Raw genomic sequence first — 25,473 nt, 5'->3', positions numbered from 1 at the left:
ACGGGTCCGGAGCCGAAGGTGGCGCCGGGTCCGGGGGCGGGTCCGGAGCCGGGGGCGGCGCGGGGTCCGGAGCCGGGGGCGGCGCGGCGGCGGTCACCGCAGCCACCCCTCGTCCCGCAACTGCTCCAGGAAGACGGGCACTTCGGCGGCGACCGGCGCCTGTGGGTGACGCCGTGTCAGCTCCGCGACGATCGCCTCCACGTCACGCTCCCCGTCGCACAGCGCCACGATGCTTCCGGCGGCGCCGCGCAGGACCACCACCCGCTCGGGCAGGACGAGCAGGTCGACGCCGCGCACCCGGTCGTGACGGAGCATCACCGAGCGGGCGAGCACGGGCCGCCAGTCGAGTCGTACGAGGTCGGTCACGGCGGCTCACTCCTTCGCGTGGGCCCCGGCGGGGCCGCGGTCGACGGCGTCCAGCAGCGACCACAGCACGTCGCACTTGAAGGCGAGCGCGGCCACGGCCCGCTCCTGCTGTTCCCGGGTGCGCGCCCACGCGCGGACCAGGCCGAGCGCCTCCTGTCCGTCGCGGCCGCCCTGTTCCACCCGGCCGCGGAAGTAGGCGAGCCCGTCGGCGTCGATCCACGGGTAGTGCTGCTCGAACGCGGCGATCCGGGTGCGCATCAGGTCCGGCGCGGACAGCTCGGTGAGGGAGGCGGCCACGGCGTCGAGCGCGGGCCGCAGGCGGCAGAAGTTGACGTATCCCTCGACGGCGAGCCGCACCCCCGGCAGCACCCGCGACGCGTCCTGAAGCTCGTCGCGCCCGAGGCCCGCCGCCTCACCGAGCCGCAGCCAGCGCTCGATGCCGCCGTCGCCGGGGCGCTCGCCGTCGTGGTCCCGGATCCGGCGCAGCCAGCCGCGGCGCACGGCCGGGTCGTCGAACTTGGCCAGGATCAGGGCGTCCTTGACGGGGATGTGGCGCTGGTAGTGGAACCGGTTGGCGATCCAGCGGCGCAGCTCGCCGGGGCTGAGGTCGCCGTCGTGCATACGGACGTTGAAGGGGTGGTGGTCGTGGTAGCGCTCGGCGGAGACGGCCCGCAGCCGCTCGGTGAGCTCGTCGGGCGTCCACGGCTCGCGCTCGCCGGGCACCGTGCCGTCCTGGGTGGCCGTCCTCACAGCTCGATCACCATCCGCTCCACCGCGACGCCGAGTCCCCGCTCCGCGAGCTGCTCGTGCTGCTCGGCACCGGGGTCCCCGAGGGGGTTCGTATTGTTCAGATGCGTGTACAGACAGCGGCCCGGCAGGTGCGCGAGCCGGTGCGCGGTGCCACCCGGACCGGTGATCGGCAGATGGCCCATCCCGGTGGCGGTGGTGCGCGAGAACCCGGCCCGCAACGGCTCCTCGTCGTCCCAGAAGGTGCCGTCGACGAGGACGACGTCCGCCGCGCGGGCGGCCTCCTCGAAGGCGTCGCTCCAGGCGGCGAGGGCCGGTGCGTACAGGGCGGTGGCGCCGGTCCCGGTGTCCCGCAGGAGCAGGGCGACGGACCAGGCGTCCCCCTCCGCGGCGGACCCGGTGGCGTCGGCCGCGTAGCGCGGGCGCTTGGCCGAAACGGGCACCGCGCTCACGGCGACCTCGGCCCCCTCGTCCAGAGGCACGGCCGCGGCGGTCAGCTCGCGCCAGCGGATGGTGGTGTAGGGGCCGAGCACGGCCCCGAGGCCGAGCCGCTCGCGGACGGCGTACCGCACCGGCGCGGTGGCCCACACGTCCACGCCGTCGCGGGCCTCCCGCAGCCGGGCGACGCCGAGGGTGTGGTCGAGCTCCGCGTCGGTGAGCAGGACGCCGGCGAGCGGGGAGCGGCGGACGTCGGCCGCGGGATCGGGCAGCAGATCGGGACAGCCTTCGATCTGCTCGCCGATGTCGGGGGTGGCGTTGACGAGGTACCAGCGGCCCGGGCCCGCGCGGACGGCGAGCGACGCGTGGCGTCGGCGGCGCCCGGGGTGGGCACGGGCCCCGGCACAGCCGGGGCACGCGCAGTTCCACTGGGGCAGCCCGCCGCCCGCCGCGGTGCCGAGCACCTGGAGCAGCACGGCCGGTGCTTACCGGTCGGCGAGGCGGTACGCGGTGACCTCCAGCGAGGTCTCGACGACCGTGTACTCGGGGGTCTGCCAGGCCGTGGGGGCGGCCGGGCCCGGAGGAAGCTCCGACGTCTGCGTCTCGTGGCTGTTCATGGGCGTGTCCTGCCTTTCCTGAAGAAGTGGGGGGTTCAGGAGCCACTGGGATACACCACCATCGCTGTGCACAGCGTGTTCACATGGATGGCCTGCGTTCAGTGACGTGCAACAGAGTCGCGGCATGACGGGACGCGGTCAATGGTTCGGACCGATGAGGTCGGAGCTATATCCGGCCATTCTCCAGGGGCCGCCACGGCCCGGACCTGCCCCGGTGAATCCCGGATCCCCCGCCAGGAATGCGGCACGGCCGCCGATCGTTGACCATGGACGTACCACCCGACGACGCATAAGGATCGAAAGCCCGTGAGCAAGGTCCCCCCGATCATCCTGAACAACGGCATCGAGATGCCCCAGCTGGGCTTCGGCGTCTGGCAGGTGCCGGACGACGAGGCGGAGCGGGCGGTCGCGACGGCCCTGGAGTCCGGGTACCGCAGCATCGACACGGCGGCCGTCTACGAGAACGAGACGGGCACCGGCAAGGCCATCGCCGCCTCCGGCGTCGCCCGCGAGGAGCTCTTCGTCACGACGAAGCTCTGGAACAGCGCGCAGGGTCACGACGCGACGCTCCGGGCGTTCGACGAGTCCCTCGACAAGCTCGGCCTCGACTACGTCGACCTGTATCTGATCCACTGGCCGATGCCGGACAACGACACGTACATCGACACGTACAAGGCCTTCGAGGAGATCCTCGCGGACGGCCGCGCCAAGTCGATCGGCGTCTCCAACTTCCTGCCGGAGCACCTGGAGCGCCTCATCGACGCCACGTCGGTGATCCCGGCCGTGAACCAGATCGAGCTGCACCCGCACCTCCAGCAGCGCGCCGCCCGCGAGTACCACGCGCAGCAGGGCATCGCCACCGAGGCCTGGTCGCCGCTCGGCCAGGGCAAGGGCCTCCTGGAGGTCCCGGCGATCGTCGCGATCGCCCAGAAGCACGGCCGCACCCCGGCCCAGGTCGTCCTGCGCTGGCACCTCCAGCTGGGCAACGTGGTCATCCCCAAGTCGGTGACCCCGTCCCGCATCGCCGAGAACATCGCGGTGTTCGACTTCGAGCTCGACCCGGAGGACATGGCGGCGATCAGCGCCCTGAACGAGGACCGGCGGCTCGGCCCCGACCCGGCCGACTTCCACGTCGCATAACGCACGCGAGCGACGTCACGGCCCGTCCGCGCCCCCTCTTCCCCGGGGGCGCAGACGGGCCAGTTCGTCCTTGAGGGCGAGGACGTCGCGGTGGTCCGCGCCGAGCGCGGGCGCGAGGGCGGCCACCGCGCGTTCCAGGACCTCGACGGCCCCGAGGTGGTCGCCCCCGGAGAGCTGCGCGTCGACGAGGTTCCTGGTCATCGCCACGGTGCGGGGGTCCGCGTCACCGAACAGCTCGACGCACCCGTGCAGCGCGGTCCGATACGTCACGACGGCCCGCGCGGGATCCCTCGCCTCCAGGTGCGCGTATCCCAGATAGCTGTACGTCCTGAGCACGTCGGCGTGCCCGTCGCCGAGCACCCGGCGGCGCAGGGCAAGGACCTGGTCGAGCAGGGCGACGGCCCTGTCGTGGCGTCCGGCGCCGAGCAGCGCGACGGCCGTGCGGTCGAGCGCGGCCAGGGTCTCCTCGTGCTCGTCCCCCAGGCTCTCCCGCCGTACGAGCAGCGCCCGTTCGTACACCGGCAGCGCCCGGGCCACGTCACCCATCTCCGCGAAGAGCTCGGCGAGGCGGTCGTAGGACTCCCAGGTCTCCGGGGAGTCCTCGCCCAGCACCTCGCGCTGGAGGTCCAGCGTGCGCTCGTACAGCGGAATGGCCAGGCTCCACGCGCGGTTCGCCCCGTACGCGCGGGCCAGCCACGCGGACGCGCGCAGGGTGGCGGGGTGCCGTGGGCCCAGCGCCTCGTCCACCACGGACCGCCACTCCTTCGCCGCCTCGACCGCGCTCTGCGGATTCCCCGCCCGCACCTCGACGTCGACCAGGTGGCTCCACAGCCGCTGCGTCTCCGGGTGCGCCCCGCCGCGCGCCGCGCGGCTGCGCCGCAGGGCCTCGCGGTAGGCGTTGACGGCGTCGGGCAGCGTCTCCTCCCCGCCCTCCAGGGCGTGGGCGACGTCGCCGAGGGCGCTGATCACCCGGGGGTGGTCCGCGCCGAAGACGCGGGTGAGGTCGACGAGGACCTGCGTGCCCTCGCGCGATGCCCGCCCCCGCTCGCCCGTCGCGTACAGGGCGGCGGCGAGGCGGCCCCGGACGACGAGGGTGTCCGGGTGGTCCTCCCCCAGCTCCCCGCGCGCGGCGGCCAGGGTCGCCTCGTAGAGTTCCACCGCCGTGTGCGACCTCCCCAGGGCCAGGGCCAGGTCCGCGATGGCCGCGCAGGGCAGGACCAGTTGGGGGGACGCCTGTCTGCCGAGGGCACGGAACGCGGACTCGCGCAACGTCGCGAACTGCTCGTCCGCCGCGCCCATGTCTCCCGACTGGCGCTTGAGCGAGGCGAGTTCGACCCGCAGCAGGAGGATGTCCTGAAGCGCTTCGGGGTCGTTCGGGACGGGCAGCCAGCGCGCGGTCTCGCACCGCTGCACCGCCTCCCGCAGGCGGCCCGCCCGCCGCAGCGCGTTCACCAGCAGCCGTGTCGTCCGCAGGCTCTCCGGGGAACCGAACCCGGGACCGCGCTCCCGGCCCGCCTCCGCGCGCTCCAGCAGGGCGACGGCGCGCTCCGCCTGGCCCTGCCCGATGACGAACTCCGCCGTCGCCTCCAGGACGTGGACGAAGTCCGCGTCGTCGTCCTCGGGCGCGACCCGCTCGGCCACGTGGTCGACGTGCGGCAGCAGGGCCTGCCAGCGCGGCCAGGTGACCGGGTCCTCGGCGTCCTCCGGCAGCGCGCCGCCGAGACAGGCCGTGGCATCCGACCGCGCCGCGCGCAGGGCCGCCGGGCCGCGCCACGGGTCGCCCTCGTCCGGCTCGTTGAGGAACTCGTGCACCAGGGGGTGGATGCGCAGCGTGTCGCCGTCGGTGCTGACGAGGCCGGACTCCTCCAAGGTCTCCAGAGCGACGGCGGTGTCGATGCCGGACAGCAGGCCCAGCGGGACCGGCTTCGGGGCCAGGTGGGCGAGGACGTTCAGGACGCGGTGTGCGGTCGGGTCGTCCACCCTGCGCAAGGTGGTGCGGATGGCGTCCGCGGCCACGGGTCGGTCCCTGTCCGCCAGCGTCCGACCGCGTTCGAGGAACATCAGGTACTGGGCGGGGGACATCCCCTCCGCCGCCATGTGCACGGCCGCGGTCGACAGGGCGAGCGGCAGTCGGCCGACGGCTTCGGCCAGGCTGTGCGCGTCCCCCTCCGCCAGGTCCTGGTCCAGGCGGACGCGGAGCAGTTCGACGGCCTCCGTCGGCTCCATGGTGCCGAGTTCGAGGACAGGGCCGACGGCTTCCCAGCCGTGGGCCCGCCTGCTGGTGACCAGGACGCGGCCGCCCGTGCCCAGGCGCTCCAGGAGCGCGGCGATGTCGGCCGGGTTGTCCGCGTCGTCGAGGATCAGCAGCCAGTCGCGGTGTGCGGCCAGCCAGGCGGCGGCGTACTCGCTCATCGGCTCCCGCGTCACGGCGCCCGAGACCTCCGGCTGTAGGGCGCGGGCGAGCTCCGCGAGGCCTTCGGTCAGGGACGACGCGCGCAGCCGCCACACCGGGTTCAGTGACGCGCGGACGGCGTCGCCCGCTGCCCACTGCGCGACCAGCGCCGACTTGCCCGCTCCCGCGCTTCCCCGTACGACCACCGCGTGCGGGCCTTCCGGCTGCGGGCGGGGAGCGAGCAGCCTCTCGTCCAGGCGCTGGAGTTCCGCCGCCCGGCCCACGAACGTCGCCGGGCGAGGAACGTTCGTCAGACCCGGCGGAGCCGACACCTCGTGGGGCGCCGGGAGAGCGGTCACCGAGGGCTCTCCCACCATGGAGGACACGGCGTCCCCGCCCGGCCCCGGCCCGGCCGCCGGGCGGGGCGCCACCCGGATCGCCACCCCCCGAAGCACCTCCAGCGCCTCCTCGCTGACCAGCGCGAACGGCTGCCCCGCCGCGCCCAGTTGACGGGTGCCCCCGCCTCCCGCCACAGGGACCACCGCGCGGAAGGAGCGGGCCGTGGAGCCCATGCGGGACTCGATCTCCTCGCCCAGGCGGGTGAGGAGGTCGGTGACGGCCAGGGACTCGGGGCGCGGCAGGGTCTCGATGAGGGCGGCGCGGGCGCCGGGGGCGAAGTCGTAGAGGCCGCGCTCCGGATCGACGGGTTCCAGGAGGCCGCTGAGCAGGACCTCGGCGAGGTCGCTCGGCCGGGATCCGGGGGTGACGCGCTGCTGGATGAGGCGCATCACGGGGAGCGCGGGCACCGAGAGGGCGACGTGCGCGGCGAGGTCGGCGGCCGTGCGGGACGCGGCGAGCTGGAAGCGCAGGACGCGCTCGGCGATCGGCAGGTCGCCCTCCTCCGCGAGGGGCTCGGCGAGGGCGGGCGGGGCGGCGCCGACGTAGGTGACGGCGGTGTCGCGGGGCCGGTCGCCCGCCGCCGCGACCAGGGCTGCCCAGTCGGCGAGCCACTCCGGCGCGAGTTCGAGCACGGGCACGGGCAGGGCCCCGGCGGGGCGGTGGGCGCGGCCGTGGTGCGGGGTGAAGCGGAGTGCGCTGTTCGGGGCGTGGGCCCGCGCGGCGGTCGCCCTGCCGGGCACGGTGGGCGCGGCGGTGCGCCGCCAGAGGCGTTCGGGCAGCGGCTGGAGGACGGCGGTGGGGCCGCGCCGCGCCCAGGTGTGCAGGGCCTGCCCGGCGCGCCCGGCCCACCAGTGGGGGCCGGAGCAGTCGCTGAGGACCAGGGTGAGCTGACGGCCCGTGGGGTCGGCAGCGGCGGCGGGGGGCACGGCCGGGCGGCCGGGCGAGGGCCGCAGGCCGACGCGGGTGCCGAGGTCGGCGACGTACCAGAGGCGGACGTCGTGGAAGGCCCCCGTGCGCTGGAGCGCGGCCCGCAACTCCCCGGCCAGCGGCCGCCACACGGCCATCGCGGAGCCGGTGTCGACGACGAGGGCCAGGCGCAGCGGGCGGCAGGCGGCGGGCACCAGGACGGGCACCCAGGGGCGGCGCTCGGCCTGTCCGGCGGCGCGGGCGGCGGTGGCACGCTCGGCGGCGCGGGCGGCGGTGGCGTCCTCGTCCAGGACGCGGCGGCGGGGGTCGGGCACGCGCCGCTTGAGGGGGCGCAGGGAGCGCTGGATGGCAAGTTCGTGGCGCAGCGCCTGCGGGGCGGGCACGAGCACGTCGTCGGCGTCGGTGCCGGGCCGTGCGGCGCCGCGCGGCAGGTGCAGGGGCCTCCCGCCGGGCTCCGCGGCCTCCGCCGCCCGGTCGCCCTCGGCCGCGGCCTGCTCCTCGGGGTGCTCCGGGCCCGGCACCGGCGCCCGCTCCCCCGTGCCGCCCGCCGCGTGCGCGTCCGGCGGCAGGCGGGGCCCGCCCGGACGCGGCCGGGGGCCGTCCGCGCCCTCGGGGCTCTCGCATGCCTCGGGCAGCGTGCGGGCGAGCCACAGCATCTCCGCGAGTTCGAGGGGCGTGACCGGCGGGCCGAGGGCCTCAAGGGTGGCGCGCAGCCGGTCAAGCGTCATCGGGGCCCGTCGCCTCGCCGCTCAGATACGGGGCGACCTGGTCGGCCAGCTCGGCCACGCTCTCGGGCGGTTCGCTGAAGGCCGCGTGGTGGCACATGTAGATGGCGTTCAGGAGCTGGTCGTTGGCGAGCAGACCGCCGCCTCGCCGGTCGAAGAAGCGCCGGATGACCGCGTGCGCGCCCTCGGGCAGGGCGCCCGAGCCGTCGCCGACGACACCGCCGAGGTGTTCGCCGACGATCGCGGTCAGCTCCTCGACCGTGGCGGGCTGCTTCAGGTCGACGGTCACGCAGCGGCGCAGGAAGGCGGGCGGGAACTCGCGCTCGCCGTTGCTGGTCATGACCACGAAGGGGAAGACCCGGCAGGTGACGGTGCCGTCGCGGATCTCCACCCGCTCCGTGGTGCTGTCGGCCGTCATCACCTCGGCGGTGGGCTCGGCGCGCCGGGCCAGCTCGACGAGTTCGTACGACCCCTTCTCGAAGATGGTGAGGAGGTCGTTCGGCAGGTCGATGTCGCTCTTGTCGATCTCGTCGACGAGCAGCACGCGGGGGCGGGCGTAGGGCAGCAGGGCGGTGCCGAGCGGGCCGAGGCGCAGATAGTCGCCGATGTCGTCGGCCCGCTCGGGGCCCGCCGCCCCGTCGCGGGCGCGCCCGGCGGCGTACAGGCGCGTCAGCGGGTCGTACGCGTACAGCCCTTCGCGCAGGGTGACGCGGCTGGTGATGGGCCAGTGCAGGACCTTGCCGAGGCCGAGTTCGTGGGCGACGGCGTAGGCGAGGGACGACTTGCCGGTGCCGGGGGCGCCGGTGACCAGGAGCGGCCTGCGCAGATAGAGGGCGGCGTTGACCTGGCGCACGGCGTCGGCGCCGGGGCGGTAGCTGAGGGCCGCGTGCCGGTTGCCGCTGTCGGCGGGCGGGGCGGGCAGCGGCGGGCCGCCGGTGAAGCGCCGCCAGGGCGGCGGGTCGGGCAGCAGGTCGACGCGGTCGTGCGGGGTGCGGCCGCCGGTGTAGACGTGCCAGGCGCGCGACGGGTGTGCGGTCACCTCAGCCCCTCTCCTTGTTCCCCATGGCCAGCGGCGGGTCGGGCCTGCGCTCCGGGTCGTCCCAGAACAGCGCGAGGCGGTGTCCGCAGTGGCCGTCGCCGCCGCGCTCCGGGGAGCGGGCCTCCTTGCGCAACCTCATGACCTCGTACGGGAGCCGGTCGGGGTCGAGCGCGGACACCACCTGGGTGAGCCGGTCGAGGAAGGCGGCGGACGCGCAGTCCGCGTGGCCCCCGCCGCCGCAGTCGCGCCGCCGCCACAGCATGATGGGCATGCCGATGTCGAGCGCCGCCGACAGCCAGGCGTCGCCGGGGGTCGCCGCGTAGGCGAGGGCGCACAGCTGCTCCTGGCCGTCGAGCCAGTCGTAGAACTCCTGGTAGTCCCACGTCAGGGAGCAGGCGACGGGGTGGGGCCGGGTCTCGCCGCGGGCCCGCACGGTCTCCCAGCGCCGGCGGGTGAAGCGGCAGACCATGAGGGGTTTGAGGCGGTCCGTGTGGCGGACCACGACGGGCACGGCGCGCAGCGCCCGGGGCCGGGCCGCGCCGGGCTCGTGCAGCAGCCACTCCTCGAAGGGCTCGTCCATGAGTCCCTGCGGCACGACGAACTCCGCGATCCAGTCGAAGTCGGCGACGGCGCCGACCTGCGCCGCGAGCAGCGCCTCGACCTTCGTCCGCAGCTGCTGGGGGCGGACGCGGACGGGTCCCGCGCGGCCGACCGGGACCCCGTCGACGAGGGCGCACACGGACAGGTCCAGGCTCTTGGCCTTCGTCATCGGCTCCACCCGGACCATGAGGGACCCGGTGCGCACGGCCCTCCCGGCCGGGCCGCGCCCGGCGTCGTCCGGCTGCCAGCGCCGCGTCCAGGCGGTGAGGCGGGCGGCGACGGCGGCGGGCGCGTGGTCCCGCAGCTCGCGCAGCAGCCGTTCGACGCGGCCCTCGCCGGTCAGTTCCTCGGCGACGTACCGCACGGCGTGCCAGGCCGACCGGAAGGCGGGCAGCTCCCGCAGGAACGTCGGGAAGGCCTGGCGCACCGCCAGCGCCACGGCGGCGGGCGCCAGTTCGCCGCCGCCGAGGACCCTCCGCAGCTCGCGGCGCGGCGCGGGCTCCATCCAGGGAAGCGGCAGCAGGTCGTCCAGGTCCTCCCAGTGGCGGCGCACGGTGTCGAGGGGCAGCATGCGGCCCTGGGTGCCGCCGCGCTCGCCCTCCAGCTCCGCGTCGGTGACGATGCCGACGACCTCACCGCTCACCGGGTCGTACACCCCGGCGCCGCTGAACCCCTCGTCGAGGCGGCGCAGATGGGCCTTGTCGACGTCCAGCTCCAGCCATTCGCCGTGCAGTTGCCGGTCGGCGCTGGTGGTCACCGTGACGTACGTGCCGTCGCGCTCGTGCCCCTCGGGGAAGCCGAGGGCGCGCAGCACGTGGGCGGGGCGGCCGCGGTCCGGGCGCAGCGCGCCGAGGGGGGCGAGGGCGCAGGGCGCCGCGCGGACCGGGTGGTCGAGCGCGAGCACCGCGAGGTCGCCGGGGTCGCCGAGGGCGCGCCAGCCGCCCCTCCACACGACGCGCGCCGGTTCCTCGCCGCCGTCTCCGGGCAGCGCCACGCGGACCTCGGCGTGGCCGTCGACGACGTGGGCGCAGGTGATCACCCGCTCGCCGTCGACCAGCACGCCCGCTCCCAACGGCGGGCCGCCGCCGACCGCGTGGATGCGGGCACGCCAGTGCATGTCCGCCATTATTCGCCCCGTGCCGCGCCTTCCGCGCCCCCTGGGGCGCCCCCTTTCGACCACGTCAGCTTGACCGTCAGATGCCCCTCGGCCGCCGTCTTCGCGATGACGGCACCCGCGGCGACGCTCAGCTTCACGCCGAACTCCAGCTCGATCCCGTCCGGGTCGAGCGCCTGCTCCCGGAACGTGCGGAGCGCCGAGAGCGCGGCGCCGCGCACGTTGCCGAGGGCCGACTCGAAACGGCCCTCGACCTCCCGGACCCCGTCGTCGTCCCGGCGCGAGACGGACCGGTAGCCCACGTCCCGCGAGTCCATCTCCACGACGACGGGCCCGTCGTCGGACTCCCAGCGCATCAGCTCCCTCATGCCGCAGAACGTAGAGGCAACAGGCCTGCCGGAGCAGTGGAGTGGCGAAATCTACGTCCACCACGGCATGCGAATACGCATCCCCTCCCCCCGATTATTCAAGTTTGACTAGACTGACGGAATGGCTGAGAAAACCATCCCGCTGCTCCCCTGTCAGTCCATCCAGCCGGTCGTCGACTTCTACACCGCCCTCGGCTTCGAGACGACCTACCTCCAGAAGAGCCCGTACGCGTACGCCGTCGTCGAACGCGGCCCCGTGGAGCTCCAGTTCTTCGGCATGAAGCAGTACGACCCCGCCGGGTCGTACTCGGGGTGCTATGTCCTCACCGACGACGTGGACGCGCTGTACGCGGCGTTCCGGGCCGGGCTCAAGGCCGCGTACGGGAAGGTGCCGCGGCGGGGGCTGCCCCGGATCGGGCCGCTGAAGGACATGTCGTACGGCGTGCGGCAGTTCCTGATGACCGACCCCGCGGGCAACAGCATCCGCGTCGGGCAGCAGCTCAGCGAGGACCAGAGCCACCGGCCAGCGCCGAAGGAGACCTTCGCGCGGGCGCTGCACGTCGCCGACCTCTTCGTCGACTCCAAGGAGGACCTGGAGGGCGCCGCCAAGGTCATCGACCACGCGCTCGCCCTTCAGGACGAGCGGCCCACGCCCGCGCAGCACCTGCGGCTGCTCGTGCTGCGCGGGGACATCGCCCAGCGGCAGGGCGACGACGAGCTGGCGGAGCGCCTCCTGGAGCGGGCCGCCGGGATCGGGCTCGGCGAACCCGGCGAACCCCACGAACTCGGCGAACTCGGCGAGGAAGAGCGGGAGGCCGTGCGCGACGCGCTGGCACGGCTCGACGAGCTGCGGTCGTAGGGCGGGCCGAGGACGGTCGCGGTGCAAGGCTGCGGGCCCCGGGGCGGCCGGGGCCCCGGGTCAGCCCTCCTTCACCGCCACGTGCACCGTGTGCGCCACGAGCAGGAAGACGTCCCGGCGGCGGTGCAGGCTCAGCTCGTCCTCGGGGTCGAGCAGGCGGTTCAGGACCGTCACGTCGTCCGCCGCGAGCGCCTGGGGCCCCTCGGCGGCCGCGAGGCCTCGGTAGCGCTCGAAGGTGTCGATGACGTGCGCCCGCGCCCGCTCGTCCAGGGGCGCGGGCAGGTCGAGCAGGAACGTACGGGTCGCCGTGTGGCGCAGGCCCGCCGCCGTGAGCAGCGCGGCCCAGTCCTCCGTGGTCTCCGTGGCGCCGGGCAGGGACGCGCGCATGCGCGCGAACCACTCCTCGTTGGCCGCGTCGAGGCGGGCCTGCAGGCCGGGGCGGCCCGCGCCGATGTCGCGCGGCAGGCTGCGCGGCGGCAGGCCGCCTTCGAGGACCGCGAGCGCGCCGCCCGGCGCGAGCCGCTCCCCGAGCGCGGTGAGCGCGGCCACCTGGTCGCCCACGTGGTGCACGGACCGCGCCGCCCAGATCAGGTCGGCGGGCGGCAGCTCGCCCAGGCCGTCGGGGAGTTCCGCGCGGTGCGCGCGCACCCGGTCCGCCAGGCCGAGCCGGGCGGCGCGCGCCTCGGCCCGCTCCAGCAAAGCCTGCTCCGGGTCCGCCGCGACCACCTCGGCCTTGGGGAACGCCTGGGCGAGCAGGCTGGTGACGACGCCCGGGCCGCTGCCCGCGTCGACGATCAGGGACGGCTCGGCGGCCGCCGTGCGCAGCTCGCGCAGCCACGCGGCGACCTGCTGGTACACCGGGGCCGTGACCTCGGCGTTCTGCTCCAGTACGGGCGCCATCTCGGCCCAGTCGATGTCGTGGTCGCCGTGGCCGTGGCCGTGGCTGTGGCCGGAGCCGTGCTCGTGGTCATGGCCACCGGTCCTGGTCTCGTACGCCGTCATCGTTCCGCCGCCCTCTCGCCTGGTCTTCGCGAACGCTGCCAGCTTGCGTCGGCGTTCCCCGAACGGCCACTTCCGTTGCTGTTTCGGCAAACGGCGTCCGGGTCCTTCACCCAGGGGCGCTCTTCGTGAACGCGCGCAGTGCGAACTCGGGGTCGGGCCGCCGCACGTCCTGGTCCGGCAGCCGCGCGAGCCGCTCCGCGTACCCCCGTGCCATCGCGCTGTCCGTCGGGATGCTGGTGAACCAGCCGCGGAACAGGTCCTCCGCGGTGCTGCGCGGGCTGCGGCCCTGGCCGTGGCCGGTGAAGCGGGCGCGGCCCGCGGGGGTCAGCCCGCACGCCGCGGCGTAGCCCTCGACGCGGGCGGCCCCGTCCACGGGCTCACGGACGGGGCGGCCCGCCAGGACGGCGTCGATGTCGCTGCCCACGTCGTGGGACGCGGCCTTGTCGACGGTGGTGACGTAGCGGCCGCCGGGCCTGAGGACCCGGGCGCACTCCGCCACCACGGCCGCGGCCTCCGCGGGCTCCGCGAACAGGTGCAGCAGCCACACCGTGGCCACCGCGTCGAACGCGCCGTCGGGGAAGGGCAGTCGGCGGCTGTCCCCCAGGACGACGGCGCCCGGGACCCGCTCGGCGGCCATGCGCGCCATGGCGTACGTGGCGTCCACCCCGGTCACGCCGAGGCCCGGCCGGTCGGCGAGCCGCCGGGTGACGAGGCCCGTGCCGCAGGCCACGTCGAGCAGGGTGCGGGCGCCCGGCGCCAGCAGCGAGAGGACCGCCTCGGCCGCGGCGGCGGCCCGGGGCTCGCCGCCGCGCGACGCGTCGTAGCGGACGGCCTCCTTGCCGTAGTCGAGCATCACGCCGCCCGGCCCGTCGGTCGTCACGCGGCACCGTGGCCGGGCGCCAGCTCCTCGACCCTGCGGGCGAGTTCGAAGTCGCGCTCGGTGAGGGCGCCGCCCGCGCTGTGGGTGCACACCGCGAGCGCCACCGTGTCGTAGCCGAGGGTGATCTCCGCGTGGTGGTCGAGCTCCTGCTGCACCTGGGAGACGTGGACGACGAGCGCGGTGGCCGCGTAGTGCGAGCCGAGGCGGTAGGAGCGGGTGAGGACGCTCCCGGAGGTGCCCGCGTCGCCCGTGCCCTGGGTGACGGACCAGCCGGGCAGCTCGGCGAGCCGGTCCTCGATCTCCTTCTGCGACAGCGGTTCGAGAGGCATGGCCGCGCTCCTTCCTAGGTGTCGGGGGTGCGCTGTCAGCCTGCCACAGCACGTCGCGGGCACGGGACTCAGCGGCGCGCGCATTCCGTCGCGAGGTCGTCCGCGAGCGCCGCGATCACCGCCCGGCCCTCGACGGCTTTCAGCCAGTCGCCCGGAAGGCCGTGGTCGCCGTGCAGCGCGCCGAGCAGATTGCCGCAGACCGAGCCGGTCGAGTCGCTGTCGCCCGAGTGGTTCACGGCCAGGGCCAGGGCGTCCTCGGCCCGGGGCGCGGCCAGGGCCGCGTACACCGCGACGGCGAGGGCCTCCTCGGCGATCCAGCCCGCGCCCAGGGACTCCACCCGGGCGGCGTCCGGCTCCCCCTCGGCGGCCAGGTCGACGGCGCGGGCGAGCGCGGCGGACGTCTCCTCGTGCCCGGGGTACCGGGCGAGCAGCCGCAGGGTGCGCAGGACCGCGCCCTCCAGCGAGTCCCCCGCGACCAGGTGCGCCACGATCGCGGCGAGCGCGCCCGCGGCGTAGGAGCCGGTGGGGTGGCCGTGGGTGATCTGCGCGCAGCGCGCGGCGAGCTCGAAGGCCCGTCCGGCGGGGGCGCGGGTGAGCCCGAAGGGCGCGGAGCGCATGACGGTGCCGCAGCCCTTGGACTCCGGGTTGACCGGTCCGGGCGGCCCGAGCGGGGCGCGCGGGTCGGGCGCGTGCGCGTGGGCCAGGCCGCTGAGGCAGGCGTTGCCGGGCGCGCGGCGGGCGTAGAGCCAGGCCTCGGCGGCGAGGCCGCCGCGTACGTCCGCCGCGGGGCCCGGCCTGTGCTGCGTGTCCAGCCAGCGCAGATACGCCTGAAGGACGAGCCGGGGGGCCGCGCCGCCGAGGCCCTTGCGGCGCTCCCGCGCGTGGGCGGTCTCCAGGGCCTCGACGGTGAACAGCGTCATCTGAGTGTCGTCGCTGATCCGCCACACGCCGTCGGCGTCGGGCAGCGGTCCGGTCACGCCGCGCGGGCCGTGGGCGGCGCGGATGGCCGCCAGCGAGTCGAACTCGACGGCGTAGCCGAGCGCGTCACCGACCGCGCCGCCCAGCAGACAGCCGCGCACGCGCGCCCGGTAGCCGGCGGCGGCCTCCCACGACAGCGGGTCCCACGGGCCGTTCATGCCGGTCATGCACCACTCTTCTTCGCGTTCGCCATGCGGGACTCCTCGATTACCGTCAGGGGTATGACAACTCTGGCTCCCGACAGGCGGAACGGCAAAGGCGGTGCCCCGCGCACGGGCACGGCCTCCGAGGCGGGCACGGCCTCCGAGGTGGGCGCGCTGCTGCGCGGCTGGCGCCAGGAGCGGCGCGTCAGCCAGCTGGAGCTCGCGCTGCGCGCGGAGTCCTCGGCGCGGCACATCAGCTTCGTGGAGACGGGCCGCTCCAGGCCGAGCGAGGAGTTCGTCCTGAAGCTCGCCGAGCACCTCGACGTGCCCGTGCGCGAGCGCAACGCGCTGCTGCTCGCGGCCGGGTACGCGCCCCGCTTCCGGCAGACCCCGCTCGACGACCCGTCGATGGGCGCGCTGCGCGCGGGCCTGGAGCGGCTGCTCCAGGGCTACGAGCCGTATCCGGCCCTGGTCGTCGACGCGACGTACGACGTGGTCGCCGCGAACCGCGGCATCGCCTCGCTCCTCGACGGCCTGCCTGAGCACCTGCTCGCGCCGCCCCTGAACGCGATGCGGATCGTGCTGCACCCCGAGGGTCTCGCCCCGAAGATCCGCAACCTGCGGGAGTGGCGCGGGCACCTGCTGCACCAGATGGAGCGGCAGATCGCGCTCCAGCGCTCGGGCGCGCTGCGCGCCCTGTACGAGGAGGTGGCGGCCTACCCGGTCCTCGACCCGGGCGAGGACACGGCGGCGGACGGGCAGGTGCCGCACTTCGCGCTGCCGCTCAGGGTCGAGCACGAGGGGCGGGTGCTGTCCTTCATCTCCTCGATCTCGACGTTCAACACGCCGATGGACGTGACCGTCGCCGAGCTGGCCGTCGAGACCCTGCTGCCCGCCGACCCGGCGACGGTCAAGTACCTCCAGGACCGGGGGTAGCCGGGTCCGCTCAGGAGGCGCCGGGCCCGTCCTTCTTCCCGTGGTCGTCGCCCTTCTTCCCGGCCTCCTCGTCGTCGACGATCTCCGCCTCGACCACGCCCTCGTCGGCGGGGCCCCGGGTGCCGGCGTCCTGGGGCGCCGCCGTGCTCCCTGCGGCGCCCGCGGCCGCGTACAGGGCCTGCCCCATCTTCTGGCTGACCGCGGCGAGCTTCTCGGCGCCCGCGCGGACGGCGTGGGTGTCGCCGCCGTCGAGAGTGTCCTTCAACTCGGCGGCGGCCGCCTCCACTTCGGCCCTGGTGTCGGCGGGGATCCGCTCACCGTTCTCGCTCAGGAACCGCTCGGTCTGGTAGACGAGCTGCTCGGCCTGGTTGCGGGTCTCGGCGGCCTCGCGCCGCTTGCGGTCCTCCTCGGCGTACTGCTCGGCCTCGCGGACCATCCGGTCGATGTCGTCCTTGGGCAGCGCGGAGCCGCCCGTGACCGTCATGCGCTGCTCGCGCCCGGTGGCCTCGTCCTTCGCCGAGACGTGCATGATCCCGTCGGCGTCGATGTCGAAGGTGACCTCGATCTTGGGCACCCCGCGCGGCGCGGGCGGCAGCCCGGTCAGGTCGAAGACGCCGAGCTTCTTGTTGTACGCGGCGATCTCGCGCTCGCCCTGGAAGACCTGGATGCCGACCGAGGGCTGGTTGTCCTCGGCGGTGGAGAAGGTCTCCGAACGGCGCGTGGGGATGGTCGTGTTGCGCTCGATGAGCTTGGTCATGATGCCGCCCTTGGTCTCGATGCCGAGCGACAGCGGGGTCACGTCGAGGAGCAGGACGTCCTTGACGTCGCCGCGGATCACGCCCGCTTGGAGCGTCGCGCCGAGGGCGACGACCTCGTCGGGGTTGACGCCCTTGTGCGGGTCCCTGCCGGTCAGCTCCTTGACCAGGTCCGTGACCGCGGGCATGCGGGTGGAGCCGCCGACGAGGATGACGTGGTCGATCGCGGAGAGCTGGACGCCCGCGTCCTTGACGGCCTGGTGGAAGGGGCCCTTGCAGCGGTCGAGCAGATCCCCGGTGAGCTCCTGCAGCTGGGCTCGGGTGAGCTTCTCGGCGAGGTGCAGCGGCCCGTCCGCGGAGGCCGTGATGTAGGGCAGGTTGATGTCGGTCTCGCTGGCCGAGGAGAGCTCGATCTTCGCCTTCTCGGCGCCCTCGCGCAGGCGTTGCAGCGCCATCTTGTCCCGGGCGAGGTCGATGCCGTACGCGTTCTTGAACTGCCTGACGAGGTGTTCGACGATGCGCTGGTCCCAGTCGTCGCCGCCGAGCCGCGTGTCGCCGTTGGTGGCTTTGACCTCGATGACGCCCTCGCCCATCTCCAGGAGCGACACGTCGAAGGTGCCGCCGCCGAGGTCGAAGACCAGGACGGTCTGGTCGTCCCCCTTGTCGAGGCCGTAGGCGAGCGCGGCGGCCGTCGGTTCGTTGACGATCCGCAGGACGTTGAGGCCCGCGATCCCGCCCGCCTCCTTGGTGGCCTGGCGCTGGGCGTCGTCGAAGTACGCGGGCACGGTGACCACGGCGTCGGTGACGTCCTCGCCGAGGTAGGACTCGGCGTCCCGCTTGAGCTTCTGCAGGACGCGCGCGGACAGCTCCTGCGCGGTGTACCGGTGGCCGTCCACCGCGCCGCCCTCCGGGAAGCCCCAGGCCGGGTCGCCCATGTGGCGCTTGACGGAGCGCGCGGTGCGCTCCACGTTCGTCACCGCCTGGCGCTTGGCGACCTCCCCGACGAGCACGTCGCCGCTCTTGGCGAAGGCGACGACCGAGGGGGTGGTGCGGGCCCCCTCCGCGTTCGCGATGACGGTGGGTTCGCCGCCCTCCAGGACGGCGACCACGGAGTTGGTCGTGCCGAGATCGATGCCGACCGCACGTGCCATGTCCAACAACCCCTTCCGACGCGGTGATACTCCGCCCTCCAGCACAAAACTTGAGCGGGTTCTTGTCAATGCCGCGTGCGGGGCCGCGCCCGGGCGGGCCCGGCGGGGGTTTCGGACACGACGAAGCCGCCGCCCCGGCGCGCGGGGTCGGCGGCTTCGCCGCGGTGCGGGCGGCGGGTCAGGCCAGCTTCGCCGACAGCGTGATGGTGGTGCCCGTGAGCGCCTGGCTGACCGGGCAGTTGGCCTTGGCGTTCTCGGCGGCGGCGGTGAAGGCCGCCTCGTCGAGGCCCGGCACCTCGCCCTCGACGGTGAGGTGGATGCCCGTGATGCCGGTGCCCGGCTGGAAGGTCACGTCGGCGGACGTGACCAGCTTGGTGGGCGGGGTGCCCGCACCGGTCAGGCCGTGGGACAGCGCCATCGAGAAGCAGCTGGAGTGCGCGGCGGCGATGAGCTCCTCGGGGCTCGTCTTGCCGTTCGCCTCCTCGGCGCGGGACGGCCAGGACACGGCCTGCTGCCCGATGCCCGAGGAGTCGAAGGTCACCGTGCCGGAGCCCTCGGTCAGGCTGCCTTCCCAGACCGTGTGTGCGGAGCGCGTGGTAGCCACGATGCCAAATCCCTTCGGTGAAGTTCCGTGACCCCCATCCGATCACACTCCGGGGGAAATCGCGGCGTACGGGGTCGGTACGGAGCCGTAAGAAGGATCACCCGGGAGGGGGCCCGGCGGGCGCACGCCACCGGCGCGCACTGAACCTTGCGCATCAACTGATCGTCTACGTAAGAAAGTTGAACTCGATTGGGGAAATGTGCGCCATCACCGAAATGAGCACAGAAGTCACCAGGGAAGTCGGCGCAGAAGCCGTCGCGCGAGAGTGGGCGCGGTCACCGTCGCGACAGCGGTGGCCGCGGCGCTCACGGCGGGCCTGACAGGACCGGCGGCGGCCGAGGGGGGCCGGGCGGCCTCCGGGGGCGCCGCGGGGCCCGCCCTGTCGTCGAAGGGCGGAGCCGCGCACCGGCTCACCCTCGTCACCGGCGACCGCGTCGCCGTCGACGCCGGGGGCCGCGTGACGGGCTTCGCCCCCGCGAAGGGCCGCGAGAACATCCCCGTGCGCACCCAGACGGTCGGCGGCCACACGCTGGTCCTGCCGTACGACGCGCGGCGGCTCATCGCCGAAGGCCGGGTCGACCGGCGGCTGTTCGACATCACGGAGCTGAGCCGGAAGGCCACCCGCACGGCCCAGAAGAAGGGCCTGAAACTGATCGTCGGCTACACGGGCGCGGCACGCGGCGCGCGGGCCGGTGTCCGGGCGGCCGGGGACACGACGGTCCGCCGCGTCCTGCCGTCCCTGAACGCGGAGGCCCTCCGCACCCCGCGCCAGGACGCGGCCCTGCTGTGGCGCACCCTCACGGACGCGCGCGGGTACGCCCCCGGGGTGCGCCGGGTGTGGCTCGACGGCGTCCGCGAGGCGAGCCTGGACAAGAGCGTGCCGCAGATCGGCGCCCCGGAGGTCTGGCGGTCCGGGTACGACGGCAAGGGCGTGAAGATCGCCGTCCTGGACTCGGGCGTGGACTCCGCGCACCCCGACCTCAAGGACCAGGTCGTTGCCGAGAAGAACTTCAGCTCGGCCGCCGACGTCGAGGACCGCTTCGGGCACGGCACGCACGTGGCGTCCATCGCGGCGGGCACGGGCGCCGCGTCGGGCGGGAAGCTCAAGGGCGTCGCGCCCGGCGCGAAGGTCCTGAGCGGCAAGGTCCTCGACGACGACGGCTTCGGCGACGACTCCGGCATCGTCGCGGGCATGGAGTGGGCCGCGGCCCAGGGCGCCGACGTGGTCAATCTGAGCCTGGGCGGCGGGGACTCGGAGGGCACCGACCCGCTGGAGGCCGCGGTCGACGAGCTCTCGGCCGACAAGGGCGTCCTGTTCGCCGTCTCGGCGGGCAACGAAGGCGAGTACGGTCCCGGCACCGTCGGCTCCCCGGGCACCGCGAAGGCAGCGCTGACCGTGGGCGCCGTCGACGGCGCCGACAAGCTCGCGGCGTTCTCCAGCCGGGGCCCGATCGGGGACGGCGGCACGATCAAGCCGGACGTGACGGCGCCGGGCGTGGACATCACCGCGGCCGCCGCCCCCGGCAGCCGGATCGAGAAGGAGGTCGGGCAGAACCCCGAGGGCTATCTGACGATCTCCGGCACCTCGATGGCGGCCCCGCACGCCGCGGGCGCCGCCGCGCTGCTCAAGCAGCGGCACCCCACCTGGAAGCAGGCGGAGCTGAAGGGCGCCCTGACGGCGTCCGCGCGGGGCGGCGCGTACAGCCCCTTCGAGCAGGGCGCGGGCCGGATCGCCGTGGACAAGGCCGTCGACCAGACGGTGATCGCCCGGCCGACGTCGCTCGACTTCGGCACGCGGCTGTGGCCGCACACCGACGACAAGCCCGTCACGAAGAAGCTCACGTACGAGAACCTCGGCGAGCGGGACGTCACGCTCGGCCTCGCGGTGGCGGCGACCGACCCGAAGGGCCGCCCCGCGCCCGACGGCTTCTTCACCCTGAGCCGGCGCGAGCTGACGGTCCCCGCGGGCGGCACCGCCGCGGTCGACCTCGTCGCGGACACCCGGCCCGGCGGCTCGGTCAACGGCACGTACGCGGCGTATGTGACCGCGACCGGCGGCGGGCAGAGCGTGCGCACGGCGGCCGTCGTGGAGCGCGAGATCGAGCGGCACGAGGTGACGCTGAGGACCGTCGGCCGCGACGGGCGGCCCGCGCCGCACTATCTGACGCTGCTCCAGGGCCTCACCGGCGGCGACAAGGGCCAGAACCACTGGGTGGACGACGCCTCGGGGACCGTCAGGCTCCGCGTGGCGAAGGGCACGTACCTGCTGGACACGGCGGTCTACGTCGACCCCCGCGACGCCGACAAGGGCACGGACTGGCTGGTCCAGCCCCGGCTCGTCGTGAACAAGAAGACGACCGTGACGCTCGACGCCCGCACGGCGAAGCCGGTCGACATCGGCATCGCCGACCGCACCGCCGAGCTGGTCTTCCTCGACGCCCGGTACACGTACGCGGGCAACGAGCTGGGCGCCCTCAACATCTCGAGGTTCCAGAGCCTGCGCACCGCGCACCTCGGCCCCGCGGTCCCCGCCGGATTCGGCCAGCAGTGGCTCGGGACCTGGCGCAAGGGCGCGGACACGCGCTACGACGTCATGCTCGGCGGCAAGGTCACCCGGTTCGCGACCGGCTACACCCGGCACCTGACGAGGGCCGACTTCGCGAAGCTGACGATCCGCTCCGGCGCGTCGGCCCCCGGCCGGTGGGGCGACCTGTCCATCGCCGGGTACCTCCCGGAGGCGGGCGGCATCTCGCCGATCCTGCCGCCACAGAAGCTGCCACGCACCACGACGGCGCATGTGTCCGCGCTCGACGGCGCGAAGTGGGGCGTCGAGTTCGCGCAGTACGGCGACAAGGACGCAGAGGGCAACCGCCCCCTGGAGAGCTTTTACGAGCGGGACGCGCGGGCCTTCCGGGCCGGGAAGGCCTACACCGCGACGTTCAACACCGGCGTCTTCGGCCCGCGCCTAGGCTCCGGCACGGGCGTCTTCCGCAAGGGCGACGAGCTGCGCGGCCGGATCCCGGTCGTCGCCGACGGCCGGGGGAACCCCGGCTGGACGCGCTACACCACCGAGAAGTCGGTCCTGTACCGCGACGGCGTGAAGGTCGCGGAGAAGAAGGACGCGGTGACGGGCGCCGAGGCCTTCAAGGTCCCGGCGGGCGACGCGGAGTACCGGCTGACGGCCTCCGTGACCCGCTCCCCGAAGCTCGCGGCGGTGTCCTCGCGCGTGGAGGCGAGCTGGACGTTCCGCTCCCGGCACGTGGACGGGGAGGAGCAACTGCCCGTGTCCACCGTCCGCTTCACGCCGAAGGTGGGTCTGGACAGCCGTGCTCCGGCAGGCGTGAAACAGTCCGTCCCGGTCACCGTCCAGGGCCATGCGGCCGGTGGCAATCTCGCGTCCCTGAAGGCGTACGTCAGCTACGACAAGGGGCGTACGTGGACCGCCCTGACGGTCACCGGCGGCAAGGCCGAGGTGACGAACCCGGCCCGCGGCAAGGGCGTCTCCTTCCGCGCCGAGGTCACCGACCGGCAGGGCAACGCGTCGGACGTGACGATTCTCGACGCCTACCTCGGCCGGTAGACGGCAAGTAGACAGCCTCCGTTTTCCGCCAACCGCGCGGCCCCCTCACCGTGTTCGAGGGGGCCGCGCTGGTGCGCGGGGCCGATACGAACACGTGGGCGGCGAACGCCCTGGCCAGCGGGGCCACAGGGGCGGCGCGGCACCCCCGTGACGCGTTCCCTATGGCCGGAATGTCACCTGGGCAAGGCCCTCCGGCAGTGACACTTTTAGGCCCCCTCGACCGCGTGCGGTTCAGCCACGCGACGGGGAGAACCCAGGGGGTAAGGCCATGCGCATGAACTACGCGGACCGCGGTCCGTCTCCGCTGGAGCCGGAGAAGCCGGGCGCGGCCGGGGACCGGGACTCGACGTTCGGCTGGTGGGGCGCCTTCAGCGTCGAGAAGTTCGCCGACGCCTCGCCGCTGTCGTACACGCACGAGGACGCCACCGGCTTCCTCGCGTACCTCCAGCAGTTCTACGACCGCAACTTCTGGTTCGCCGACGGCGGCGTCCAGGTGTGGGCGTACGAGGAGACGTACGACAACTGGCAGGACCGCTACGGCATGGACGCCGTCTGCGCCGTGTACCACTCGGGCCACGGCACCATGGACGGCGGCGGCGTCTTCATCGCGCCGCTCGGCGCGGCCTGGGACGGCCGCACCCGCGCGTACTCGAACCGGATGGCGCTCGGCAACGAGAAGGCGAAGTACGTCTTCTGGTCGACGTGTCTGTCGCTCCGCGTGCTCGACGGGCACTCCCCGATCCGCACCTGGGGCGGGCCCAACCTCGGCTTCCGGATGCTCTTCGGCTTCGAGACCGTCAGCATCGACAACCCGGACTACGGAAAGAAGTTCTGGGAGAAGTGGCGGTCCGGGCAGACGTTCTGCGACGCGTGGCTGAACGGCAGCTGGGACATCTACCACGGCCAGGCCCCGTCCGTGTGCGCGGTCGGTGCCACCCAGGCCGAGGCCGTCAACCGGCTCAACACCGAGCGCTCCTTCTTCCGCGACGCCGTGCCGGACGACTGGTACGCGTGGCGCTGGTACTACGCGCGCGCCGCGCTCGCCGACGAGCCGACCGAGGCGCCGCAGGGCGCGCAGATCGTCCAGCTGGCGCCGCGCGACCCGAGCGCCGAGCTGACCTCGGCCGGGCGCATCGCCGAGTTCCCGGCGGCGGCCCTCGAAGAGGTGCAGGTCGAGCGGCAGGGCGTGCTCAGTGCCGCCTCCGGCGACCGCACGGTCTCCACGGGCCCGCACGCGGTGCGCTGGGTGCGGCTCGCCGAGCCGAACCACCGCAACGCCACGCCGCTGCCCACCGAGCGCGCGGTGGAGCTGGCGCGGGCGTTCGCCGAGCAGCACGCCGAGGGCGCGGAGCTGGTCGTCGACAGCGTGCACGACCTGATGCAGAACTCCGGCACGAAGGACGGCTCGGAGACCGGCGTCCCGACGAGCCTGCAGACGCACGTCACCTTCCGCCAGGCCTTCGACGGCGTGCCCGTGATCAGCCCGGACCGCGGGGTGATCCGGGTCGGCCTCGACAACGACGGCACCGTCGTGCAGGCCCAGCTGTCCACGCGCACGGCGACCGGCACGGCCCGCGAGCCCAGCAGCCGCGTGGCGCCGCCCGCCGCCGAGGGCGCCCCGGCCGCCGGGGCCCCGGCCGCGCGCGACCCGCGGGAGGCCCTCGCGCTCGCCCAGGAGCGGCTGCTCGCCGACCTCGCGGTGCGGGGCGCGGGCGACGACGGCGACGACGGGGCGGCCGTCGCGCGGGAGCGGCGGCCCGAGGTCAGGGACGTGCCCGGCACGTTCCGCGTGGGCTACGAGGTGGTCGGCAACGAGGCGTACCCGGCCGCCCGCAAGCTGATCGAGATCGGCCCCGAGGACGGCTTCAGGACGCAGCGCTGGGTGACGGCTCCGCTGGCACGGTGACGCGTCGGGGCAGGACCCGCTAGGAGGGAGAGTGGCCGGCGGCCCGCTTCTTGCGGGCCGCCATCCACGCGTACACGGGGACGCCCGCGAAGAGGAACAGGACGCCCTGGTAGACGGCCGCGTACCCGGCGCCCGCGACCAGCCACATCGAGAAGCCGAACGCGGCCGAGGCGAGCACGGCGTCGCGCACCAGGCGCCCGCGGCGCACCCGCTCGCGCTGCCCCGAGGCCAGGAAGTAGAGCTGCGCGGCGGTGGCGAGCAGATAGGGCACGGTGGCCGTGAACGTCGTGACGAGCACGAGGACCTCGAAGACCCCGGCGGGCCCCGCCGTGTAGTTGTAGACGGTCAGGAGCGAGGCGAGGACCACGGTCACGAGGACGCCGACGGTGGGCACGCCGCGCCGCTTGGTGGCGAAGGCACTCGGGAACAGGCCGTCCTTCGCGGCGGCGTACGGCGTCTGGGCGCTCAGGAGCGTCCAGCCGTTGAGCGCGCCGACCATGGACACGAGCGCGGCGACCGCGACGGCGGTGCCGCCCCAGGAGCCGCCGAACATCGCGTTCACGGCGTCGGTGAACGGCGCGGTGGAGCCGACGAGCTTGTCGTGCGCGACGGTGCCGAAGACGGCGAGGGTGCCGAGCAGATAGACGAGGGCGGCGCCGAGCGTGCCGAGGACGGTGGCGCGGCCGACGTTGCGCCGCGGGTCGCGCACCTCGCCCGCGCTGACGGCGGCGGACTCCACGCCCAGGTACGAGAAGAGCAGGATGGCGGCGGAGGCGGAGACCGCGCCGAGCGCGCCGTCGTCGCTCGCCCGGAACGGCCCGAGGTTCGCCGGGTCGAAGAAGAAGAGCCCGCCGAAGGCGACGAGCAGCAGCGGCAGGAACTTGAGCACGGTGGCGACGAGCTGCACGGCGCCGACGTACCGGGTCCCGGCGAGGTTGGCGAGCGCGGGGAGCAGCTGCAGCCCGAGCGCGGCCAGGCAGGCGGTCCCCTTGTGGTCGGTCACGGGCATCAGGACGTCGAGGTAGCCGACGGCGGCGACGGCGAGCGCCGCGTTCGACACCCAGGTGGTGATCCAGTACGACCAGGCCGCGAGGAAGCCCGCGAAGTCGCCGAAGGCCTCCCGCGCGTAGACGTAGGGGCCGCCGGTGCGCGGGTCCCGGGCGGCGAGACGGCCGAAGACGAGGGCGAGCGCGATGGCCCCGGCGGTCAGGACGGCGAAGGCGACGAGGCTGATCGTGCCGAAGGGCGCGACGGAGGCCGGGAGCAGGAAGATGCCGCCGCCGATGATGTTGCCCATGACCAGGCAGATGGCGGTGGGGAGGCCGAAGCGGCGCGCGTGCTTGCCGTCGTCGTGCGGCGCGGCGGTCGCCGCGTCCTGCTGCGGGGCCGGAGCCGACGGTGGTGCGGTTCCGGTGTCGTGCATGGGGTGGTGCGCCTCTCGTCGTGCCTGCCGCCCGGGATCACCGGGCGCGGGCCCA

At 74.5% G+C, this 25,473-nt stretch carries 20 protein-coding genes; 5 read left to right on the top strand and 15 right to left on the bottom strand.

The genetic code is table 11. From position 1 onward, the window contains the following. Window positions 1-93 precede the first annotated feature (93 nt). From pqqD to pqqA, 4 genes are read right to left on the bottom strand one after another with little or no spacing between them, the layout of a single operon-like run. Window positions 94-315 carry a pyrroloquinoline quinone biosynthesis peptide chaperone PqqD gene (pqqD, locus tag MQV74_RS32605; RefSeq protein WP_242729280.1) on the bottom strand — a complete coding sequence of 74 codons (222 nt, stop codon included), beginning with the start codon at window positions 313-315 and terminating at the stop codon, window positions 94-96. Window positions 316-372: 57 nt separating this feature from the next. After that, the gene (pqqC, locus tag MQV74_RS32600; protein WP_242729279.1) at window positions 373-1,089 is read right to left on the bottom strand and encodes a pyrroloquinoline-quinone synthase PqqC; all 717 of its coding nucleotides are present in this window, start codon (window positions 1,087-1,089) and stop codon (window positions 373-375) included. Window positions 1,090-1,112: 23 nt separating this feature from the next. Continuing rightward, entirely contained in the window at window positions 1,113-2,027 is a 915-nt protein-coding gene (gene pqqB, locus MQV74_RS32595; protein ID WP_242726062.1) for a pyrroloquinoline quinone biosynthesis protein PqqB, read from the bottom strand. A 9-nt stretch (window positions 2,028-2,036) separates the two neighbouring features. After that, window positions 2,037-2,168, bottom strand: a complete 132-nt coding sequence (pqqA, locus tag MQV74_RS32590) for a pyrroloquinoline quinone precursor peptide PqqA (RefSeq protein ID WP_242726060.1) — start codon at window positions 2,166-2,168, stop codon at window positions 2,037-2,039. Between the two features lie 348 nt (window positions 2,169-2,516). On the opposite strand from pqqA, the gene MQV74_RS32585 reads away from it, so the two are divergent. Beyond that, window positions 2,517-3,308, top strand: coding sequence for an aldo/keto reductase (locus tag MQV74_RS32585; RefSeq protein ID WP_242729278.1), 792 nt, complete (start codon window positions 2,517-2,519; stop codon window positions 3,306-3,308). Between the two features lie 15 nt (window positions 3,309-3,323). Here MQV74_RS32585 and MQV74_RS32580 read toward each other — a convergent pair whose 3' ends face one another. Genes MQV74_RS32580 through MQV74_RS32565 form a run of 4 tightly spaced genes read right to left on the bottom strand, consistent with a single transcriptional unit; the run spans window position 3,324 to window position 10,872 of the window. Continuing rightward, on the bottom strand, window positions 3,324-7,754 hold the full coding sequence (locus MQV74_RS32580; RefSeq protein WP_242726058.1) for an SAV_2336 N-terminal domain-related protein: 4,431 nt from the start codon (window positions 7,752-7,754) through the stop codon (window positions 3,324-3,326). Next, window positions 7,744-8,790 carry an AAA family ATPase gene (locus MQV74_RS32575; protein ID WP_242726056.1) on the bottom strand — a complete coding sequence of 349 codons (1,047 nt, stop codon included), beginning with the start codon at window positions 8,788-8,790 and terminating at the stop codon, window positions 7,744-7,746. The genes MQV74_RS32580 and MQV74_RS32575 overlap by 11 nt, the downstream gene beginning before the upstream one ends. Before the next feature lies 1 nt (window position 8,791). After that, window positions 8,792-10,507: a VMAP-C domain-containing protein gene (locus MQV74_RS32570; protein ID WP_242726054.1), complete on the bottom strand. Its 1,716-nt coding sequence runs from the start codon at window positions 10,505-10,507 to the stop codon at window positions 8,792-8,794. 8 nt (window positions 10,508-10,515) lie between these two features. Continuing rightward, on the bottom strand, window positions 10,516-10,872 hold the full coding sequence (locus tag MQV74_RS32565) for a CU044_2847 family protein (RefSeq protein WP_138962627.1): 357 nt from the start codon (window positions 10,870-10,872) through the stop codon (window positions 10,516-10,518). Window positions 10,873-10,993: 121 nt separating this feature from the next. Here MQV74_RS32565 and MQV74_RS32560 point away from each other — a divergent pair, with 121 nt between their 5' ends. Next, entirely contained in the window at window positions 10,994-11,731 is a 738-nt protein-coding gene (locus MQV74_RS32560; protein WP_242726052.1) for a bleomycin resistance protein, read from the top strand. Window positions 11,732-11,791: 60 nt separating this feature from the next. Here the strand turns inward: MQV74_RS32560 and MQV74_RS32555 are convergent, their stop codons facing one another. From MQV74_RS32555 to MQV74_RS32540, 4 genes are all read right to left on the bottom strand, one after another. Beyond that, entirely contained in the window at window positions 11,792-12,733 is a 942-nt protein-coding gene (locus MQV74_RS32555) for a class I SAM-dependent methyltransferase (protein WP_242726044.1), read from the bottom strand. A gap of 106 nt (window positions 12,734-12,839) precedes the next feature. Beyond that, a complete protein-coding gene (locus MQV74_RS32550; RefSeq protein WP_242729277.1) occupies window positions 12,840-13,586 on the bottom strand; it encodes a class I SAM-dependent methyltransferase in 747 nt (248 codons plus the stop codon). Window positions 13,587-13,609: 23 nt separating this feature from the next. Continuing rightward, the gene (locus tag MQV74_RS32545; protein ID WP_242726042.1) at window positions 13,610-13,942 is read right to left on the bottom strand and encodes a 4a-hydroxytetrahydrobiopterin dehydratase; all 333 of its coding nucleotides are present in this window, start codon (window positions 13,940-13,942) and stop codon (window positions 13,610-13,612) included. A gap of 68 nt (window positions 13,943-14,010) precedes the next feature. Next, window positions 14,011-15,078 carry an ADP-ribosylglycohydrolase family protein gene (locus tag MQV74_RS32540; RefSeq protein WP_242729276.1) on the bottom strand — a complete coding sequence of 356 codons (1,068 nt, stop codon included), beginning with the start codon at window positions 15,076-15,078 and terminating at the stop codon, window positions 14,011-14,013. A 63-nt stretch (window positions 15,079-15,141) separates the two neighbouring features. Between MQV74_RS32540 and MQV74_RS32535 the strand changes: the two genes are divergently transcribed. Beyond that, window positions 15,142-15,999, top strand: a complete 858-nt coding sequence (locus MQV74_RS32535; RefSeq protein ID WP_242726040.1) for a helix-turn-helix domain-containing protein — start codon at window positions 15,142-15,144, stop codon at window positions 15,997-15,999. A 10-nt stretch (window positions 16,000-16,009) separates the two neighbouring features. On the opposite strand, the gene dnaK is transcribed toward MQV74_RS32535, so the two are convergent. Then, window positions 16,010-17,905, bottom strand: a complete 1,896-nt coding sequence (gene dnaK, locus MQV74_RS32530) for a molecular chaperone DnaK (RefSeq protein ID WP_242726038.1) — start codon at window positions 17,903-17,905, stop codon at window positions 16,010-16,012. 178 nt (window positions 17,906-18,083) lie between these two features. Continuing rightward, complete coding sequence (locus tag MQV74_RS32525; RefSeq protein WP_138962621.1) at window positions 18,084-18,509, bottom strand: OsmC family peroxiredoxin; 426 nt, start codon at window positions 18,507-18,509, stop codon at window positions 18,084-18,086. Between the two features lie 265 nt (window positions 18,510-18,774). On the opposite strand from MQV74_RS32525, the gene MQV74_RS32520 reads away from it, so the two are divergent. Beyond that, complete coding sequence (locus tag MQV74_RS32520; RefSeq protein ID WP_242726035.1) at window positions 18,775-22,089, top strand: S8 family peptidase; 3,315 nt, start codon at window positions 18,775-18,777, stop codon at window positions 22,087-22,089. Window positions 22,090-22,357: 268 nt separating this feature from the next. Further along, window positions 22,358-23,995, top strand: a complete 1,638-nt coding sequence (locus MQV74_RS32515; RefSeq protein WP_242726033.1) for a DUF6345 domain-containing protein — start codon at window positions 22,358-22,360, stop codon at window positions 23,993-23,995. A 19-nt stretch (window positions 23,996-24,014) separates the two neighbouring features. Here the strand turns inward: MQV74_RS32515 and MQV74_RS32510 are convergent, their stop codons facing one another. Continuing rightward, window positions 24,015-25,418 (bottom strand): amino acid permease, encoded by a 1,404-nt coding sequence (locus MQV74_RS32510; protein WP_242726031.1) that lies wholly within the window; start codon window positions 25,416-25,418, stop codon window positions 24,015-24,017. Window positions 25,419-25,473: the final 55 nt, after the last annotated feature.

Origin of the sequence: Streptomyces sp. AN091965, assembly GCF_022698285.1 — a bacterium.
In the GTDB taxonomy this organism is placed as follows: Bacteria; Actinomycetota; Actinomycetes; order Streptomycetales; family Streptomycetaceae; genus Streptomyces.
The sequence above is the reverse complement of the archived record's forward strand: the minus strand, read 5'-3'. Positions and strand labels throughout refer to the sequence as shown.

Coding starts and splice junctions, on each gene's coding strand:
- pqqA (WP_242726060.1), bottom strand. CDS start 2,168: ATGAACAGCCACGAGACGCAGACGTCGGAGCTTCCTCCGGGCCCGGCC.
- MQV74_RS32585 (WP_242729278.1), top strand. CDS start 2,517: ATGCCCCAGCTGGGCTTCGGCGTCTGGCAGGTGCCGGACGACGAGGCG.
- pqqD (WP_242729280.1), bottom strand. CDS start 315: ATGCTCCGTCACGACCGGGTGCGCGGCGTCGACCTGCTCGTCCTGCCC.
- MQV74_RS32545 (WP_242726042.1), bottom strand. CDS start 13,942: ATGCCTCTCGAACCGCTGTCGCAGAAGGAGATCGAGGACCGGCTCGCC.
- MQV74_RS32515 (WP_242726033.1), top strand. CDS start 22,358: ATGCGCATGAACTACGCGGACCGCGGTCCGTCTCCGCTGGAGCCGGAG.
- MQV74_RS32555 (WP_242726044.1), bottom strand. CDS start 12,733: ATGACGGCGTACGAGACCAGGACCGGTGGCCATGACCACGAGCACGGC.
- MQV74_RS32565 (WP_138962627.1), bottom strand. CDS start 10,872: ATGAGGGAGCTGATGCGCTGGGAGTCCGACGACGGGCCCGTCGTCGTG.
- MQV74_RS32540 (WP_242729276.1), bottom strand. CDS start 15,078: ATGAACGGCCCGTGGGACCCGCTGTCGTGGGAGGCCGCCGCCGGCTAC.
- MQV74_RS32550 (WP_242729277.1), bottom strand. CDS start 13,586: ATGCTCGACTACGGCAAGGAGGCCGTCCGCTACGACGCGTCGCGCGGC.
- dnaK (WP_242726038.1), bottom strand. CDS start 17,905: ATGGCACGTGCGGTCGGCATCGATCTCGGCACGACCAACTCCGTGGTC.
- MQV74_RS32580 (WP_242726058.1), bottom strand. CDS start 7,754: ATGACGCTTGACCGGCTGCGCGCCACCCTTGAGGCCCTCGGCCCGCCG.
- MQV74_RS32535 (WP_242726040.1), top strand. CDS start 15,142: ATGACAACTCTGGCTCCCGACAGGCGGAACGGCAAAGGCGGTGCCCCG.
- MQV74_RS32560 (WP_242726052.1), top strand. CDS start 10,994: ATGGCTGAGAAAACCATCCCGCTGCTCCCCTGTCAGTCCATCCAGCCG.
- MQV74_RS32510 (WP_242726031.1), bottom strand. CDS start 25,418: ATGCACGACACCGGAACCGCACCACCGTCGGCTCCGGCCCCGCAGCAG.
- MQV74_RS32570 (WP_242726054.1), bottom strand. CDS start 10,507: ATGCACTGGCGTGCCCGCATCCACGCGGTCGGCGGCGGCCCGCCGTTG.